Source organism: Pseudomonas sp. D3-10 (genome assembly GCF_051132175.1).
Taxonomy (GTDB): domain Bacteria; phylum Pseudomonadota; class Gammaproteobacteria; order Pseudomonadales; family Pseudomonadaceae; genus Aquipseudomonas.
Map to the genome: position 1 here is coordinate 1,180,467 of NZ_CP071668.1, position 17,053 is coordinate 1,197,519.

The following is a 17,053-nucleotide window of genomic DNA, read 5'->3' on the forward strand; positions in this document are numbered from 1 at the left end:
CAGCCGAGCGGGAGCAAGCTCCCTCGCCACAGGATTTCTTCAACCATTGATGTCTTGTTGATATTCAGGCCCCCGATGTCCCCCAACCCACCCACCGCCCAACCCGCCTATGTCCTGCACAGCCGCGCCTACCGCGAAAGCAGCGCCCTGGTGGACTTCCTCACGCCCCAAGGGCGGCTGAGAGCGGTGTTGCGTGGGGCTCGGGGCAAGGCCGGGACGCTGGCGCGGCCGTTCGTCCCATTGGACGTCGAGTTTCGCGGCAGGGGCGAATTGAAGAATGTCGGGCGCATGGAAAGCAACGGCGTCGCGGCCTGGCTCAACGGCGAAGCGCTGTTCAGTGGTTTGTACCTCAATGAATTGCTGATCCGCCTGCTCCCCGCCGAGGATCCTCATCCTGAAGTCTTCGACCACTATGCCGCCACGCTGCTGGCCCTGGCCGAAGGTCGCCCTCTGGAGCCATTGCTGCGCTCTTTCGAATGGCGCCTGCTGGACGATCTGGGCTACGGTTTTTCCCTCGACACCGACCTGCACGGACAACCCATCGCGGCGGACGGCCTCTACCGCTTACAGGTGGACGCGGGCCTGGAGCAGGTCTACCAGTTGCAACCCGGGTTGTTCAATGGCGTTGAGCTTCTTGCCATGGCCGAGGCCGACTGGACCGCGCCCGGTGCATTGGCGGCGGCCAAGCGTTTGATGCGCCAAGCCCTGGCGGTTCATTTGGGCGGCCGGCCGCTGGTCAGTCGCGAGCTGTTTCGCAAGCCCTGATCTACCCGTATGCTGTGGGCCGAATCTCTGTCCATTCAGGAGCGCTTTTCGTGAGCACCAGCAATCGCATTCTTCTCGGCGTGAACATCGACCATGTCGCCACCCTGCGCCAGGCCCGAGGTACTCGCTACCCGGATCCGGTCAAGGCCGCACTGGATGCCGAAGAGGCGGGCGCCGATGGCATTACCGTGCACCTGCGCGAGGACCGTCGCCACATCCAGGAGCGCGATGTGCTGCTGCTCAAGGATGTGCTGCAAACCCGCATGAACTTCGAAATGGGCGTGACCGAAGAAATGATGGCCTTTGCCGAGCGCATCCGCCCTGCGCACATCTGCCTGGTCCCGGAAACCCGTCAGGAGCTGACCACCGAAGGCGGCCTGGACGTGGCGGGGCAGGAGGCGCGGATCAAGGCCGCGGTGGAGCGGCTGTCGAAGATGGGCGCCGAGGTGTCGCTGTTCATCGACGCCGACGAGCGGCAGATCGAAGCCTCCAAGCGGGTCGGCGCGCCGGCCATCGAGCTGCACACCGGGCGCTACGCCGATGCCCAGACCCCCACGGACGTGGCCGATGAGCTGCAACGGGTGGCAGACGGCGTCACCTTTGGCCTGGCCCAGGGCCTGATCGTCAACGCCGGCCACGGCCTGCATTATCACAACGTCGAAGCTGTCGCCGCCATCAAGGGCATCAACGAGCTGAACATCGGCCATGCGCTGGTGGCCCATGCGTTGTTTGTCGGGTTCAAGTCAGCTGTGTCGGAAATGAAGGCGCTGATCCTGGCGGCCGCCAGATCCTGACCCATCACCACACCCTGTGGGAGCGAGCCTGCTCGCGAAAGCGGAGTGTCAGTTAACAATCATGCCGACTGATGCACTGCTTTCGCGAGCAGGCTCGCTCCCACATTTAGATGTGTATGGCTGTCAGAGTTGCGGTGATTCCTGGTTCGGCTTGCTCTTGTCGACACCCGGCACGTGCAGGTTGCCCTCGGCCACCTGGTTGCCTTCGAGCTGTGGCTGCGTCACCCAGGTCAAGATGTCGTAGTAGCGACGGATGTTCGCCACGAAATGCACCGGCTCCCCGCCCCGGGCGTAGCCGTAGCGGGTCTTGCTGTACCACTGCTTCTGGGACAGGCGCGGCAGAATTTTTTTCACATCCAGCCACTTGTTCGGATTCAGCCCTTCCTTGGCGGCGAGCTTGCGCGCGTCGTCCAGATGACCACTGCCCACGTTATAGGCGGCGAGGGCGAACCAGGTGCGGTCCGGTTCCTCGATGCTTTCATCCAGTTGTTCCTTCATATAGGCCAGGTACTTGGCGCCGCCCATGATGCTCTGCTTCGGATCGAGGCGGTTGGATACACCCATGGCCTGGGCGGTGTTCTGGGTCAGCATCATCAGGCCGCGCACACCGGTCTTGGAGGTCACCGTCGGTTGCCAGAGCGATTCCTGATAGCCGATGGCAGCCAGCAACCGCCAATCGACTTTTTCCTTCTTGGCGTAGGTCTTGAAATGCTGTTCGTATTTGGGCAGCCGCTGCTGCAGGTGCTGGGCAAACGTCGTTGCGCCCATATAGCCGAGGACGTCAACGTGGCCGTAGTAGCGATCCTTCAATCGCTGCAACGTGCCATTCTTCTGCACCTTGTTCAGGTAGGCGTTGATTTCATTGAGCAGGCTGTTGTCTTCGCCGGGGCCCACTGCCCAGCTCTGGCTGCGGGTGTCGCCCAGGTCGAACGCCACGCGCACGTTGGGGAAGTAGACCTGGTTCATCGCCACTTCGTTGGAGTCCACCAGCGTCAGGTCGATCTGGCCCTCGTCGACCATGCGCAGCAGGTCGACGACTTCAACGGCGTCGGATTCTTCGTATTCGATCCCAGGATATTGCTGCTTCAGCTGTGCCAATTGTTCGGCATGGGAGCTGCCCTTGAGCACCATGATCTTCTTGCCGGCCAGGGCCGCCGCGTCGGTGGGGCGCGACTGACCGTTGCGATAGATGATCTGTGGGGTGACTTCCAGGTAAGGGCTGGAAAAGCGAACCTGTTTTTTGCGCTGTTCGCTGCTGACCAGGCCTGCCGCGGCCAGCACCGGGCCGTTGGGCTTGCCGATCTGGCTGAATAGGTCGTCGAGGTTGTCGGCGGTCTCGATTTTCAGCTCGACCCCCAAATCCTCGGCGAAACGCTTCACCAGCTCGTATTCGAAGCCGGTTTCACCACTGCGATCCTGGAAGTAGGTGGCGGGGCTGTTCCGGGTAACGACCCGCAGCACGCCATCCTCCTTTACGCGCTCCAGTGTGTTGGGTTTCTCAACACAGCCACTGAGCACCAGGAAGAGTCCGGTTGCGATCAGCCATCTGGCGTACCGCGGACGCAAAGCCGTTGGGGAAAACATCTGCGCAGTATACGCAAACGGCCTCGACCGCCATATATCGACAGCAAAAGGCCAGTCTGATAGAGGTTGCAAAACGTGTCCGCAAGCCAAGCGGGCCGGCGCGCGGCAGGGCCCCGCAGGGATAAAAAATATCTCTGTGGCGCGGGCCGGATGGCCGGGTAATCAAGCTATCCGCGCCACGACCGACGTTCGGCTCGCACCTGACGTAGCGTTTCGGGTGCCGTTGGCAGCGGTTTAGGCTAGAATGCACGGCCTCAAAGCACACCCCTTCCCGAGGCTGTCCCGAAGATGTTGATCCTGCGCGGCGCTCCTGCCCTTTCTGCCTTTCGCCACAGCAAACTTCTTGAGCAACTGAGCCAGAAAGTACCGGCTGTCAGTGGCTTGTATGCTGAATTCGCTCACTTCGCCGAAGTTACCGGCGGTTTGACTGGCGACGAACAGCAGGTGCTCGCGCGCCTCCTGAAGTACGGCCCAAGTGTTCCAGTCCAGGAGCCAACCGGCCGCCTGTTCCTGGTGTTGCCGCGTTTCGGCACCATTTCGCCGTGGTCGAGCAAGGCCAGTGACATTGCCCGCAACTGCGGCCTGTCGAAGATCCAGCGCCTGGAGCGCGGCATTGCCTTTTATGTCGCCGGTGAGTTCAGCGAGGCCGAGGCCCAACTGATCGCCGAAGGCCTGCATGACCGCATGACCCAGGTCGTACTGGGCAACCTGGAGCAGGCCGCCGGCCTGTTCAGCCACGCCGAACCCAAGCCGCTGACCGCCATCGACGTATTGGGCGGTGGCCGCGCCGCGCTGGAAAAAGCCAACGCCGAGCTGGGCCTGGCCCTGGCCGAAGACGAGATCGATTACCTGGTCAACGCCTTCCAGGGCTTGAAGCGCAACCCCCACGACATCGAACTGATGATGTTCGCCCAGGCCAACTCCGAGCATTGCCGCCACAAGATCTTCAACGCCAGTTGGGACATTGACGGCCAGAGCCAGGAAAAGAGCCTGTTCGGCATGATCAAGAACACCTACCAGATGCACAACGAAGGTGTGCTGTCGGCCTACAAGGACAACGCCGCGGTGATCGTTGGCAATGTTGCCGGTCGCTTCTACCCGAACCCCGAGACCCGCCAGTACGGTGCGGTCCAGGAGCCGGTGCACATCCTGATGAAAGTCGAGACCCACAACCACCCGACCGCCATTGCCCCGTTCCCGGGCGCGTCCACCGGTTCCGGTGGCGAGATCCGCGACGAAGGCGCCACCGGTCGCGGGGCCAAGCCCAAGGCCGGCCTGACCGGCTTCACCGTGTCGAACCTGCAGATTCCTGGCTTCGAACAGCCGTGGGAAAAGCCGTACGGCAAGCCTGAGCGCATCGTCAACGCCCTCGACATCATGATCGAAGGCCCACTGGGCGGCGCGGCGTTCAACAACGAATTCGGCCGTCCGGCCCTGACCGGCTACTTCCGGACCTTCGAACAATCCATCACCACCCCACGTGGTGAAGAGGTTCGCGGCTACCACAAGCCGATCATGCTCGCGGGCGGCATGGGCAACATCCGCGCCGAACACGTGCAGAAAGGCGAGATCGTGGTCGGCTCCAAGCTGATCGTCCTCGGCGGCCCGGCCATGCTGATCGGCCTGGGCGGCGGCGCGGCTTCGTCCATGGCCACCGGCACCAGCTCGGCCGACCTGGATTTCGCGTCGGTCCAGCGGGAAAACCCGGAAATGGAACGCCGTTGCCAGGAAGTCATCGACCGTTGCTGGCAGTTGGGTGAGAACAACCCCATCAGCTTCATCCACGACGTCGGGGCGGGCGGCCTGTCCAACGCCTTCCCGGAACTGGTCAACGACGGTGGCCGTGGTGGCCGCTTCGAATTGCGCAACATTCCGAACGACGAGCCGGGCATGGCCCCGCACGAAATCTGGAGCAACGAATCCCAGGAGCGTTACGTCCTGGCGGTCGGCCCGGCTGACTTCGAGCGCTTCCAGGCCATTTGCGAACGCGAGCGTTGCCCGTTTGCCGTGGTGGGTGAAGCCACCGCCGAGCCGCAACTGACCGTGACCGACAGTCACTTTGGCAACAGCCCGGTGGACATGCCGCTGGAAGTGCTGCTGGGCAAAGCCCCGCGCATGCACCGTTCGGCGGTTCGCGAAACCGAGCTGGGCGACGATTTCGATCCGTCCACCCTCGACATCGCCGATTCCATCGAGCGCGTGCTGCATCACCCGGCCGTGGCGAGCAAGAGCTTCCTGATCACCATCGGCGACCGCACCATCACCGGCCTCGTGGCACGTGATCAGATGGTCGGCCCATGGCAGGTGCCGGTGGCCGACGTGGCCGTGACCGCCACCAGCTTCGACGTCTACACTGGCGAAGCCATGGCCATGGGCGAGCGCACGCCGCTGGCGCTGCTGGACGCCCCGGCTTCGGGCCGCATGGCGATCGGTGAGACCCTGACCAACATCGCGGCCTCGCGCATCGGCAAGATTTCCGACATCAAGCTGTCGGCCAACTGGATGTCCGCCGCCGGTCACCCCGGCGAAGACGCGCGCTTGTACGACACCGTCAAGGCCGTCGGCATGGAACTGTGCCCTGAACTGGGCATCACCATTCCGGTGGGCAAGGACTCCATGTCCATGGCCACGCGCTGGAACGACGAAGGCGTGGACAAGAGCGTGACCTCGCCACTGTCGCTGATCGTGACCGGTTTCGCCCCGGTCACCGACATCCGCCAGACCCTGACCCCGCAACTGCGCATGGACAAGGGCACCACCGATCTGATCCTGATCGACCTGGGCCGTGGCCAGAACCGCATGGGCGCCTCGATCCTGGCCCAGGTGCACGGCAAGCTCGGCTCGCAAGCACCGGACGTCGACGATGCCGAAGACCTGAAGGCGTTCTTCGCCGTGATCCAGGGCCTGAACGCCGACGGTCACCTGTTGGCCTACCACGACCGTTCCGATGGCGGCTTGCTGACCACCGTGATGGAAATGGCTTTCGCCGGTCACTGCGGCTTGAACCTGACCCTGGACAGCGTGGCCGAGTCGGCCAGTGAGATCCCGGCGATCCTGTTCAACGAAGAGTTGGGTGCGGTGATCCAGGTTCGCCAGGACGCCACCCCGGACATCCTCGCCCAGTTCAGCGCCGCCGGCCTGGCCGAGTGCGTCTCGGTCATCGGCCAGCCGATCAACAACGCCCACATCAATATCACCTTCAACGGCGACACCGTCTTCGAAGGCCAGCGTCGCTTGTTGCAGCGCCAGTGGGCCGAGACCAGCTACCAGATCCAGCGCCTGCGCGATAACGCCGAATGCGCCGAGCAGGAATTCGACGCGCTGCTGGAAGAAGACAACCCGGGCCTCAGCGCCAAGCTCAGCTTCGACGTCAACGAAAACGTGGCCGCGCCTTACATCAAGAAAGGCATTCGCCCGCAAGTAGCGGTCCTGCGCGAGCAGGGCGTCAACGGCCAGGTGGAGATGGCGGCGGCGTTCGACCGCGCCGGTTTCAGCGCGATCGACGTGCACATGAGTGACATCCTCGCCGGACGTGTCGACCTGAACGATTTCAAAGGCATGGTTGCCTGCGGCGGCTTCTCCTACGGCGACGTGCTGGGCGCCGGTGAAGGCTGGGCCAAGTCGGCGCTGTTCAACAGCCGCGCCCGCGATGCGTTCCAGGGCTTCTTCGAGCGCAACGACAGCTTCACCCTCGGTGTGTGCAACGGTTGCCAGATGATGTCCAACCTGCACGAGCTGATCCCGGGCAGCGAGTTCTGGCCGCACTTCGTGCGTAACCGTTCCGAGCAGTTCGAAGCCCGCGTCGCGATGGTCCAGGTGCAGGAGTCGAACTCGATCTTCCTGCAGGGCATGGCCGGTTCGCGCATGCCGATCGCCATCGCCCACGGTGAAGGCCATGCGGAGTTCCAGAGCGAGGAAGCGTTGCTTGAAGCCGACCTGTCCGGTTGTGTGTCGCTGCGTTTTGTCGACAACCACGGCAAGGTCACCGAAACCTACCCGGCCAACCCGAACGGCTCGCCGCGCGGGATCACCGGCCTGACCAGCCGCGACGGCCGCGTCACGATCATGATGCCGCACCCGGAGCGGGTGTTCCGCGCGGTGCAGAACTCGTGGCGTTCGGACGACTGGAACGAAGACGCGCCATGGATGCGCATGTTCCGCAACGCGCGCGTCTGGGTGAACTGAGGCGGTGTACAAGCTCTGCTTCTTCGTCCCGGCCAGCCACGTGGACGAGGTCAAAAGCGCCGTATTCGCTGCCGGTGGTGGGCGAATCGGCGACTATGACCACTGCGCCTGGCAAGTGCTGGGCCTGGGCCAGTTTCGCCCGTTGGACGGCAGCCAGCCGTTCATTGGCGAGGCGGGGCAGGTCGAGCAGGTCGAGGAATGGAAGGTTGAGCTTGTTGTCGCTGACGATCTGATTCGCCCCGTGGTGGAGGCATTGAGACAGAGCCATCCCTACGAGACACCGGCGTATGAGGTGTGGCGGTTGGAGGATTTCTGATCCTCCCCGTTTAAATGAAAAACCCGCTGATTGGATCAGCGGGTTTTTTATTGTGGCGAGGGGATTTATCCCCGCTGGGCTGCGCAGCAGCCCCAAATACTGATTCCCCGGTGTGTCAGGCAGATGGGGTTGCTGCTTAGGGGGCTGCTGCGCAGCCCAACGGGGATAAATCCCCTCGCCACAGGGGCCAGACAGTCGGCGAAGGCCTAGGCTTTGACACCCGCCTGACGACTCGGCACCACCGCCTCCAACGCCCGCCACAACCCCGGCGCTTTCTCCCCCAGCAGCAAATGCCACACGCCATCCTCCAGCGAACTGACCCCCTGGCAACCCAACGTCTTGAGCTGGCTTTCCGACATCCTCTTGCCATCGGCCAACCGCACGCGCAAACGGCTCATCGCCACGCAATCGAGCTGCAACACATTCCTGCCACCGCCCAGGGCATCGAGCCATTGCTGTGCTTCGGTCTCCGGGACAATTGTCGTTAAGGCCGGCTCGACCACCGCGTTCGCGGGCGTACTGACGGCCTGATCGGAAGAGGGCAACGCCAAGCGAATCTCATCGGCAATGCTATCGGCCATCGGCCCCACCACCACCTGCAAGCTGCCGCCATTGCCGGGGCGGACCACCGCCATGGCGCCAAGGGCCTTGAGCTGGGCGTCGCAGGCCTTGTTGCGATCCACCATGTCCAGGCGCAAGCGCGTGGTGCAGGCGCCGACGGTAATCAAGTTGTCGGCGCCACCCAGGGCCTGGATGTAGGCGGCGGCACGTTGGTTTTCGGCGATGATCGGCTTTTCGCCCATCGCCACGTCTTCACGTCCCGGCGTCTTCAGGTCAAAGCGGCGGATGCAGAAGTCGAACACCAGGAAATAGATCGCCCCATAGACCAGGCCCACCGGTACGACCAGCCACCCGTTGGTGGATTTGCCCCAGCCCAGGACCATGTCGATGAAACCGCCCGAGAAGGTAAAGCCCAGGTGAATATCCAACAGATTGGTCACCGCCATCGACAGGCCGGTGAGCAACGCATGGACCAGATACAGCAGCGGCGCGAGGAACATGAAGGCGAATTCGATCGGCTCGGTGACGCCGGTCAGGAACGAGGTCAACGCCATGGACAACAGAATCCCGCCCATGACCTTGCGCCGCTGGGGCAGGGCATTGCGGTACATCGCCAGGCACGCAGCGGGTAGGCCGAAAAGCATCACCGGGAACATGCCGGTCATGAACTGGCCGCCCTTGGGGTCGCCGGCGAAATAACGGGTCAGGTCACCGGTGACCACGGCGCCGGTGGCGGGGTCAGTGAAGCTGCCGAAAATGAACCATGCCATGTTGTTGAGGATGTGGTGCAGGCCAGTGACGATCAGCAGTCGATTGAACACACCGAAGACGAACGCGCCGAAGCTGCCGCTGGCCATCAACAGCTCGCCGAAGCTGTTGATGCCGTGCTGGATCGGCGGCCAGATCAGGCCGAACATCACGCCAAGGCCCACCGCGCTGAAACCGGTCACAATCGGCACGAAGCGCCGGCCCCCAAAAAACGCCAGGTACTCCGGCAGCTTGATGTCCTTGAAGCGGTTGTACAGCCCGCCGGCCAACAACCCACTGACGATCCCGGCGAGCATGCCCATGTTGATCGTCGCGTCGAGCACCTTCAATGTCGCGACCATTACCAGGTAGCCGATGGCCCCGGCCAGTCCGGCCGTACCGTTATTGTCCCGGGCGAAGCCCACGGCGATGCCGATGGCGAAGATCAGCGCCAGGTTGGCGAAGATCGCCTGGCCGGCATCGTGGATGATCGCGATGTTCAACAGGTCCGTGTCACCCAGGCGCAGCAGCAGGCCGGCAATCGGCAAAATCGCGATCGGCAGCATCAGCGCCCTGCCGAGGCGTTGCAGCCCTTCGATGAAATGCTGGTACATGGCGTCTCTCCTTTTATTGTTCTGCGACGGTCTCAGCCCAGGGGCCAATGTTGATGACAGGCCTGGCGCACGGCGGCGGCGCTGGGCAGGTTCAGCAAATCGGTACTGACGCGGCGGCACTGCGCTGTGTCGAGGCGGCGCACGCGGTCCTTGATTTCGCCTACCTGCGGCGGGCTGACCGACAGCTCCCGTACACCCAGCCCGATCAGCACAGGTGTCGCCAGGGGATCGGAGGCCAGGGCTCCGCACACGCCAGCCCAACGCCCATGGCGGGCGGCGCCGGCACAGGTCTGGGCGATCAGCCGCAACAGCGCGGGGTGCAAGGCGTCGACGCGGGCGGCGAGACCGGCGTGGTCGCGGTCCATGGCGAGGGTGTACTGGGAAAGGTCGTTGGTGCCGATGGACAGGAAGTCCGCATGCTCGGCCAGTTGCTCGGCGAGCAATGCGGCGGCTGGCACTTCGATCATCACGCCCACCTGCGGACGTTCCTCCAGGCCCATTTGCGCACCCAGGACGTCAATGCGCTGGCGAATGTGCAGCAGCTCGGCGACCTCGGTGACCATCGGCAACAGGATCCGGCAGCGATGCAACGGACGGATTTGCAGCAGCGCGCGCAATTGTTGATCCAGCAGTTCCGGGCGCACCTGGCCCAGGCGAATGCCTCGCAGGCCGAGCACCGGATTGGCTTCGGCCGGAAGCGGCAGGTAGTCCAATTGCTTGTCGCCGCCGACGTCGATGGTGCGGATGATCACCGGCCTGTCGCCCATGGCATCGAGCACGGCTTGATAAGCCTGGCGCTGCTCTTGTTCGTCGGGGGCGGTGTGACGGTCGACAAAAAGGAATTCAGTGCGCAGCAGGCCAACGCCATCGGCGCCGTTGGCAAAGGCCTGGCCGGCTTCGGCGCTGGAGGCCACGTTGGCAGCGACTTCGACATCTACGCCATCGAGGGTTCGCGCCGGGGCGTGGGCGAGGGTTTGCTGCTGGGCCCGCAGCGCTGCGCGTTGGCTTTGTGCTTGCCGCACCTGGGCCAGGCGCTCGGCGCTTGGTGTGAGTTCGAGGCGGCCACCGTCGGCGTCCAGCACCACCGGTTGACCTGGCAACTGCTCAAGCAGCGGATCGCCCAACGCAACCAGGCAGGGCAGGCCTTTGCCGCGAGCCAGGATCGCCACGTGGGACGTCGCGCCGCCCTCGGCCATGCATACGCCTGCCACGCCCTGGGCGCAGAGTTGCAACAGGTCCGACGGGGTCAGTTCCTGCGCGACGACAATGGCGCCCGCCGGCACGTCGAATTGCCAGGCTTCGCCCAGCAGTGCCCGCAGGACCCGCTGGCGCAGGTCATGCAAATCATTGGCGCGCTCGGCCAGCAGCGTGCTTTGCAATTGCCGCAGCACTTGGCACTGTACGTCGATCGACCGGCTCCAGGCGTGGGCCGCCGCGCTCCCTTGCTCGATAGACAGGTACGCGGCATCCAACAGGGCCGGATCTTCCAGCAACGCCAAATGAGCGCTGAAGATCGCTTGCTCATCGACGTGGCGCCGGGCCTTGGCGTTTTCGAGTGTCAGCTGGATATCCTGACTGACTTGAGCCAGGGCATCGAGCAGTCGTTGGCGTTGTTCTTCGACATTGTGGCCGCCGGGATCTTTGGGTAATTGAATGCCATCCAATCGAACCAGCGGTCCGCTCGCCAGGCCGGGCGCGGCGCAGACGCCATGCAATACGCCTTCTTCGGCGGCGTGCCGGGTTGTCTGGACCTGCGGCGCCCTGCCGTGAGCCTCTTCGGCCAGAGCGGTGGACAAGCTCGCCAGCAGCGCTTGCAGCGCCGCTTCGGCATCGCTGCCGCGACAGCTGACATGCACTTCGGCCTGTTCGGTGATCGCCAGGCCCATCATGCCCATGACGCTGTCACAGGACGCCGACCGCCCCCCAAAGTGTAACTGCGAGCGGCTTTTGAATCCCCGTGCGGTCTGGCGAACCAAGGCCGCCGGCCGCGCATGCAAGCCGCCTCGATGGGCGATGCGAATCTGGCCGGACACTTCGATGCCGACTTCCAGGTCGTCAAGCTGTCCTGCACCGGGCGCCCTGGCGACGACGTGCAACAGAGGTTCGCCGACCTTGACCCCTTTCAGGGTGATAGGCCGTGCCTGGAAATGTTCGCCATTGGTGATGACCAACAGGCTGACCAGGCTTTTGCAGCGCTGGGCCACTTTGTCCAGGTCGTAGCGCAGCAGCGCTTGCCCGTTGCTGACGCGCGTGCCTTCCTTGACCAGCATGAAAAAGCCGTCGCCCTGCAACTCGACGGTGTCCAGCCCCAGGTGCAGCAGCAATTCGGCGCCGTTGTCGGCCCGCAGGGTCACGGCGTGGCCGGTGCGAGCGACGTGGATCACCTCGCCGTCGCAGGGGGCGTAGAGGGTGTCGTTCAGCGGGTCGATGGCGATCCCGTCGCCCATGGCGCCGCTGGCGAATACGGCGTCCGGAACGTTGGCGAGGGTGAGCACCGGGCCGCTGAGCGGGGCGCTGAGGGTCAGCTCTTTATTGTTGTTGGGCATGGGCTCGCTCTCTGTGTAATTTCATGGGCCTTGCATGAACGCCGTCGGGTCAGTGGGTCCGGGTGACCTTGCTCAAATGCCGTGGTTTGTCCGGATCCAGGCCCCGGGCGAGGGCCAGCCGGGCAGCCATGCCATAAAAGCTCTGGATCGCCAGGATCGGGTCCAGGGCCGGGTGATCGGCGCGGGACAAGGTCAAGTCGCGCTCGACGATGTCATCGGGAGCCGCCAGCAGCACCCGGGCGCCGCGCTGGCGCATATCGGCGGCCAGACCCAACACGCCGGCCTGCTCGGCACCGCGCGGGGCGAACACCAACAGCGGGTAGTTTTCATCGATCAGCGCCATCGGGCCGTGGCGGACCTCGGCGCTGCTGAAGGCCTCGGCCTGGATCGCCGACGTTTCCTTGAATTTGAGCGCCGCTTCCTGGGCGATGGCGAACCCGGCGCCACGGCCGATCACCATGAGCCGCTGGCAATCACGGAGCGTTTCGACGGCGGCGCCCCAGTCCTGGCCTGCGGCCTCGCGCAAACCCTCAGGCAGCGCAGCGCCGGCGTCGAGCAACTCGGCGTCATCCTTCCAGTGCGCCACCAAACGCGCGCTGGCGCTGAGGGTAGCGATGAAACTCTTGGTGGCGGCAACGCTGCTTTCGACGCCGGCGCACAACGGCACGCTGAATTCACAGGCCGCCTCCAGCGGAGAATCCTCTGCGTTGACCATCGCAACGCTCAATGCGCCGCGTTTGCGCAACAGGCGCAGGCTGTTGACCAGGTCCGGGCTCTGCCCCGACTGGGAGAACGCGAACGCCACCTGGCCACTGACCTTCAAAGGCGCCTGTTGCAGGGTCACCACCGACATCGGCAGCGACGCCACCGGCAAGCCCAATTGCTGCATGGTCAGGTAGGCGAAATAACTGGCGGCGTGGTCGGAACTGCCCCGAGCGATGGTCATCGCCACTTGCGGCGGTTGACGACGCAGGCGTCCGGCGATTTCCTCCAGCGTTGGGTCCAGCCGCTGCAGTTGGCGCTCGACGGCTTCGGCTGAGGCCTGGGCCTCTTCAAGCATTTTGCAAGTCAATGGCTTCTCCTTCGACCATCACGTCGATCAGGTTCAAGTTTCGGTCGAGACGCACACAGTCGGCCCAGGCGCCGGGTTGCAGGCGTCCGCGCTCGGGCAGGCCGAGGTAGTCGGCGGGAAATTGCGACAGGCGTCGGGAAGCTTCGTCGATCGGCAGGCCGATTTTCACCAGGTTGCGCAGGGCCTGGTCCATGGTCAGGGTGCTGCCGGCCAGGGTGCCATCGGCCAGGCGCACGCCGCCCAGGCATTTGGTCACGGTGTGGCTGCCCAGCTTGTATTCGCCGTCGGGCATGCCAGCGGCGGCGGTGGAATCGGTGACGCAATACAGGCACGGGATCGAACGCAACGCCACGCGCATCGCACCGGGGTGCACGTGAAGCAAATCCGGGATCAGTTCGGCGTATTGCGCATGGGCCAGCGCCGCACCTACGATGCCGGGCTCGCGGTGATGCAGTGGGCTCATGGCGTTATACAAATGGGTAAAACTGCTGGCCCCGGCCGCGAGTGCCGCGACGCCTTCTTCATAGCTGCCGAGGGTATGGCCGATCTGCATGCGCACGCCGCGAGCGCTGAGGGCGCCAATCAAGGCATCGTGACCGGCGATTTCCGGGGCAATGGTGATCACGCGGATCGGCGCCAGGGCCAGGTACGTTTCCACCTCGGCCATCAAGGCGGTGTGGGCGAAATTCGGTTGGGCGCCGAGTTTGCCGGGGTTGATGTAAGGGCCTTCCAGGTGAACACCGAGCACCCGTGCGCTGCCGCTGGGCCGCTGTTCGCAAAATTCACCGAGGGCCTTGAGTACGCGGATGATTTCTTCGCTCGGCGCCGTCATCGTCGTGGCGAGCAACGCCGTTGTGCCGAATCGCACATGGGTGCGGGCAATGGTTTCGAACGCCGCCGCGCCTTCCATGATGTCCTTGCCGCCACCGCCGTGCACATGCAGGTCGATGAAGCCGGGCAGCAGGTAGGGCAGGTCGTTGCTCGTCGGGTCGCAGGGCTGGCCTTCGATGGACACGACCCTGCCGCGTTCATGGATCAGGCGGCCGCGTATCCAGCCGTCGGCGGTGAGGATGTTGTTTTCGGACATGGGATTCTCGGGTCGTCTAGCGCCGCAACTCTGCGACGAAGTCGTAATAGTCGTTGCGGCAATAGGTGTCGGTGACTTCGATGGGCGTGTTGTCTTCCAGGTAGCCGACCCGCGTCATCAACAGCATCGCGGTGCCGGGGGCGATGCCCACCAGGGCGGCGAATTCGTCCGAGGCGTTGATGGCCTGGATGTGTTGCAGGGCGCGCACTACCGGTTTGCCGATGCTGTCGAGGAATTCATAAAGCGAATCGCCCACCGCCTGCGGCTTGGCAATGATCGATGCGGGCAGGGTGCTCATCTCGATGGCCATGACCGTGTCGTCGGCCTTGCGCAGCCGTTTGAGCCGGGCGACTTTGTCGGTGGGCGAGAGGCCCAGGCGTATCAATTCCTCATGGGTTGGCGGGGTGATCTCCCGCTCCAGCCATTGGGAGCCGGGCACAAAGCCTTTGAGCCGGAGCATCTCGCTGAAACCGCTAAGGCGTGAGAGCGGTTGTTCCAGGCGTGGGGTGATGAATGTACCCGAGCCTTGATTGCGGCGGATCAGGCCTTGTTCGAACAGCACTTCCAGCGCCTTGCGCGCGGTGACCCGGGATATCCCCAATTGCTCGCTCAAGCTGCGCTCGGACGGCATCGCTTGTTCGGCTTTCCACTGGCCAGCGTGGATGGCGGCTTCCAGATTGCGGGCCAGTTGCAGGTAGAGCGGGGTGGGTTGGGTGTCGTCGGGGCGCAGGGTCTGGATGTTCATTTGGGTGTCCGATGCGGTTTTTTGTGGGCGTTGTCGCTCGGTGGGTGGGGTGGAAGCTAATACCACTTGAATACCATGTCAACGCTGCTTTTTCTAGGGTTGGCCTGTGTTTCCTGGGTATTCATTCGGGTGTTATTTAAGTGGTATTAGGGTGGTTTTTGTGGGGCGTGGAATTACAGCGTTGGGATGGGGTTTTTGAAGGTCAGTGGTATGCACGGAGGGCGGGTTGTGGAGTTTGATATTTATTTTTATGGCGACCGGTGGTAGTGCGTTTTGTGTGTATATCCGCCGGCACATCCAACATTCTCATTGACTGAGCCACCGCTATCGCGAGCAGGCTCGCTCCCACAGGGGAAACGCGAACACCCAGAACCAGGCCGCCTCGGGACGAGCCTTGATCTTCATCGCGAGCAAGCTCCCACAGTGGTTTCGTGTCGTTGACAAATATGCCAATCGACATCGAACCCTGTGGCGAGGGAGCTTGCTCCCGCTGGGCTGCGAAGCGGCCCTGAAACCTGACAGCGCGGTGTGTCAGGCAGATCGAGTTGACTACTTTGGGGTTGCTGCGCCCGAGGCGTCGGACCGTCCCAGCGGGAGCAAGCTCCCTCGCCACAAGAGCTCTTATCCACAGGAACTTCTTGCCGCAAGAAAATGGGCTACGGCCGAATCTCGATCATCGTCCCATCCGGCACAAGGTTCCACACCTCACGCATGTCCACATTGCGCATGGCGATGCAGCCGTCGGTCCAGTCCAGGGTGTGGAACAACTGCTCAGGGTTCTCCTCCGAGTCCGGCGTGCCATGAATCATGATCATGCCCCCCGGCTCCACGCCTTCGCGGCGGGCGCGGGCGGCGTCGCTGATGTTGGGGTAGGAGATGTGCATCGACAGGTAGAACCGGTCGCTGACCTTGCGCCAGTCGATCCAGTAAAAGCCTTCGGGGGTGCGCTTGTCGCCCTCGATCAGCTTGGGGCCTTTCTTGGCGCCCTTGCCCAAGGAGATGCGATAGGTCTTGAGGGGCTTGCCGTCGTTGATCAATTGCAATTGATGGGCGGACTTGAGCACCAGCACTTTTTCGATGACTTTGCCGTTGTAGGTTCCCACGGCGGCGGCCTGGGACAGGGCGGTGAACGACAAGCAGAACAGCACAAGCAACCAGCGCATTGAAACGATATCCCTAGAGGTGTCGCGGCTATATTGGATTTTCTAGGCTCTGTACGAAATGTATCCGCACTCGCCCATACTGCGTTGAAACGAGGCTCGGAATGCTCATGTACTCCAGTACACTGCGCTTCCTCGCCCCGTTTCGCCTTGTCTGGCCTTCGCGCGAACACATTTCGTACAGAGCCTACGTATTGGCAGGCTGAGTCAGCGGCGGAATCGACTCGGATCGCACCGGGTATTGCTCGGCCCGCCGGTCAGCGTAGAAGTATTCTAGGGTACGGCCCACGGTGCGGAAAGCCAGCTCGTCCCACGGGATGTCAGCTTCTTCGAACAGTTTCACTTCCAGGCTTTCGGGGCCCGCGGCGAAATCCTCGTCCACCAGCTCGGCGCGGAAGAACACATGCACCTGGCTGATGTGCGGAACGTCGATCAGCGTATAGATGCTCAGGTTTCGCACCCGGGCGCAGGCTTCCTCGGCGGTTTCGCGCACGGCGGCTTGCTCGACGGTTTCGCCGTTTTCCATGAAGCCCGCCGGCAAGGTCCAGTAACCACGCCGTGGCTCGATGGCGCGCCGGCACAACAGGACTTTACTGCCCCAGGTCGGTACACATCCGGCAACGATATTGGGGTTCTGGTAATGAATGGTGTGGCAGGTGTCGCAGACAAAACGCAGGCGCGAGTCGCCCTCGGGTATGCGCTGGGTCACCGGGTTACCGCACTGGCTGCAGAATTTCATGCTTGGATTCCTGAAGGCTGCGCCTATCTTGGCGTGTGCGGGCCGGTATCGGCAAGTTGTCGTTTCGCGACATGACGCGGTCCGGGGCTTGGGCCGCTTGCCTGATTGGTGCATGATGCTAGGCAGCGAATAAATCGA

General features: G+C 63.3%; 12 protein-coding genes. 4 read left to right on the top strand and 8 right to left on the bottom strand.

The annotated features are described in order from the left end of the window. The first annotated feature begins 75 nt into the window (after positions 1 to 75). Positions 76 to 765: a DNA repair protein RecO gene (gene recO / locus J3P90_RS05135; RefSeq protein WP_420765360.1), complete on the top strand. Its 690-nt coding sequence runs from the start codon at positions 76 to 78 to the stop codon at positions 763 to 765. 50 nt (positions 766 to 815) lie between these two features. Beyond that, entirely contained in the window at positions 816 to 1,559 is a 744-nt protein-coding gene (gene pdxJ, locus J3P90_RS05140; RefSeq protein ID WP_434560439.1) for a pyridoxine 5'-phosphate synthase, read from the top strand. Positions 1,560 to 1,682: 123 nt separating this feature from the next. On the opposite strand, the gene mltF is transcribed toward pdxJ, so the two are convergent. Continuing rightward, a complete protein-coding gene (mltF, locus tag J3P90_RS05145; protein ID WP_434675915.1) occupies positions 1,683 to 3,143 on the bottom strand; it encodes a membrane-bound lytic murein transglycosylase MltF in 1,461 nt (486 codons plus the stop codon). A 288-nt stretch (positions 3,144 to 3,431) separates the two neighbouring features. Between mltF and purL the strand changes: the two genes are divergently transcribed. Together purL and J3P90_RS05155 are read left to right on the top strand one after the other, a co-directional pair. Beyond that, positions 3,432 to 7,328, top strand: a complete 3,897-nt coding sequence (purL, locus tag J3P90_RS05150) for a phosphoribosylformylglycinamidine synthase (protein WP_420765357.1) — start codon at positions 3,432 to 3,434, stop codon at positions 7,326 to 7,328. A 4-nt stretch (positions 7,329 to 7,332) separates the two neighbouring features. Then, on the top strand, positions 7,333 to 7,644 hold the full coding sequence (locus tag J3P90_RS05155; RefSeq protein ID WP_434560437.1) for an NGG1p interacting factor NIF3: 312 nt from the start codon (positions 7,333 to 7,335) through the stop codon (positions 7,642 to 7,644). Positions 7,645 to 7,850: 206 nt separating this feature from the next. Here J3P90_RS05155 and nagE read toward each other — a convergent pair whose 3' ends face one another. From nagE to J3P90_RS05190, 7 genes are all read right to left on the bottom strand, one after another. Beyond that, entirely contained in the window at positions 7,851 to 9,566 is a 1,716-nt protein-coding gene (nagE, locus tag J3P90_RS05160) for an N-acetylglucosamine-specific PTS transporter subunit IIBC (protein ID WP_434675916.1), read from the bottom strand. Positions 9,567 to 9,598: 32 nt separating this feature from the next. Then, positions 9,599 to 12,112 carry a phosphoenolpyruvate--protein phosphotransferase gene (gene ptsP / locus J3P90_RS05165; RefSeq protein WP_434675917.1) on the bottom strand — a complete coding sequence of 838 codons (2,514 nt, stop codon included), beginning with the start codon at positions 12,110 to 12,112 and terminating at the stop codon, positions 9,599 to 9,601. A gap of 49 nt (positions 12,113 to 12,161) precedes the next feature. Continuing rightward, complete coding sequence (locus J3P90_RS05170) at positions 12,162 to 13,184, bottom strand: SIS domain-containing protein (RefSeq protein WP_420765353.1); 1,023 nt, start codon at positions 13,182 to 13,184, stop codon at positions 12,162 to 12,164. Further along, positions 13,165 to 14,271, bottom strand: coding sequence for an N-acetylglucosamine-6-phosphate deacetylase (gene nagA, locus J3P90_RS05175; protein ID WP_434560431.1), 1,107 nt, complete (start codon positions 14,269 to 14,271; stop codon positions 13,165 to 13,167). The genes J3P90_RS05170 and nagA overlap by 20 nt, the downstream gene beginning before the upstream one ends. A 16-nt stretch (positions 14,272 to 14,287) precedes the next feature. After that, on the bottom strand, positions 14,288 to 15,016 hold the full coding sequence (locus tag J3P90_RS05180; RefSeq protein WP_420765351.1) for a GntR family transcriptional regulator: 729 nt from the start codon (positions 15,014 to 15,016) through the stop codon (positions 14,288 to 14,290). A gap of 656 nt (positions 15,017 to 15,672) precedes the next feature. Further along, positions 15,673 to 16,179 carry a L,D-transpeptidase family protein gene (locus J3P90_RS05185; RefSeq protein WP_420765350.1) on the bottom strand — a complete coding sequence of 169 codons (507 nt, stop codon included), beginning with the start codon at positions 16,177 to 16,179 and terminating at the stop codon, positions 15,673 to 15,675. Between the two features lie 184 nt (positions 16,180 to 16,363). Then, positions 16,364 to 16,915: an NUDIX hydrolase gene (locus J3P90_RS05190; RefSeq protein ID WP_434560427.1), complete on the bottom strand. Its 552-nt coding sequence runs from the start codon at positions 16,913 to 16,915 to the stop codon at positions 16,364 to 16,366. Positions 16,916 to 17,053 lie beyond the last annotated feature (138 nt).

Excerpts from the sequence above, each read along its gene's own strand:
- J3P90_RS05185 (WP_420765350.1), bottom strand. The coding sequence starts at position 16,179 with ATGCGCTGGTTGCTTGTGCTGTTCTGCTTGTCGTTCACCGCCCTGTCC.
- mltF (WP_434675915.1), bottom strand. The coding sequence starts at position 3,143 with ATGTTTTCCCCAACGGCTTTGCGTCCGCGGTACGCCAGATGGCTGATC.
- J3P90_RS05180 (WP_420765351.1), bottom strand. The coding sequence starts at position 15,016 with ATGAACATCCAGACCCTGCGCCCCGACGACACCCAACCCACCCCGCTC.
- nagA (WP_434560431.1), bottom strand. The coding sequence starts at position 14,271 with ATGTCCGAAAACAACATCCTCACCGCCGACGGCTGGATACGCGGCCGC.
- recO (WP_420765360.1), top strand. The coding sequence starts at position 76 with ATGTCCCCCAACCCACCCACCGCCCAACCCGCCTATGTCCTGCACAGC.
- nagE (WP_434675916.1), bottom strand. The coding sequence starts at position 9,566 with ATGTACCAGCATTTCATCGAAGGGCTGCAACGCCTCGGCAGGGCGCTG.
- ptsP (WP_434675917.1), bottom strand. The coding sequence starts at position 12,112 with ATGCCCAACAACAATAAAGAGCTGACCCTCAGCGCCCCGCTCAGCGGC.
- J3P90_RS05190 (WP_434560427.1), bottom strand. The coding sequence starts at position 16,915 with ATGAAATTCTGCAGCCAGTGCGGTAACCCGGTGACCCAGCGCATACCC.
- purL (WP_420765357.1), top strand. The coding sequence starts at position 3,432 with ATGTTGATCCTGCGCGGCGCTCCTGCCCTTTCTGCCTTTCGCCACAGC.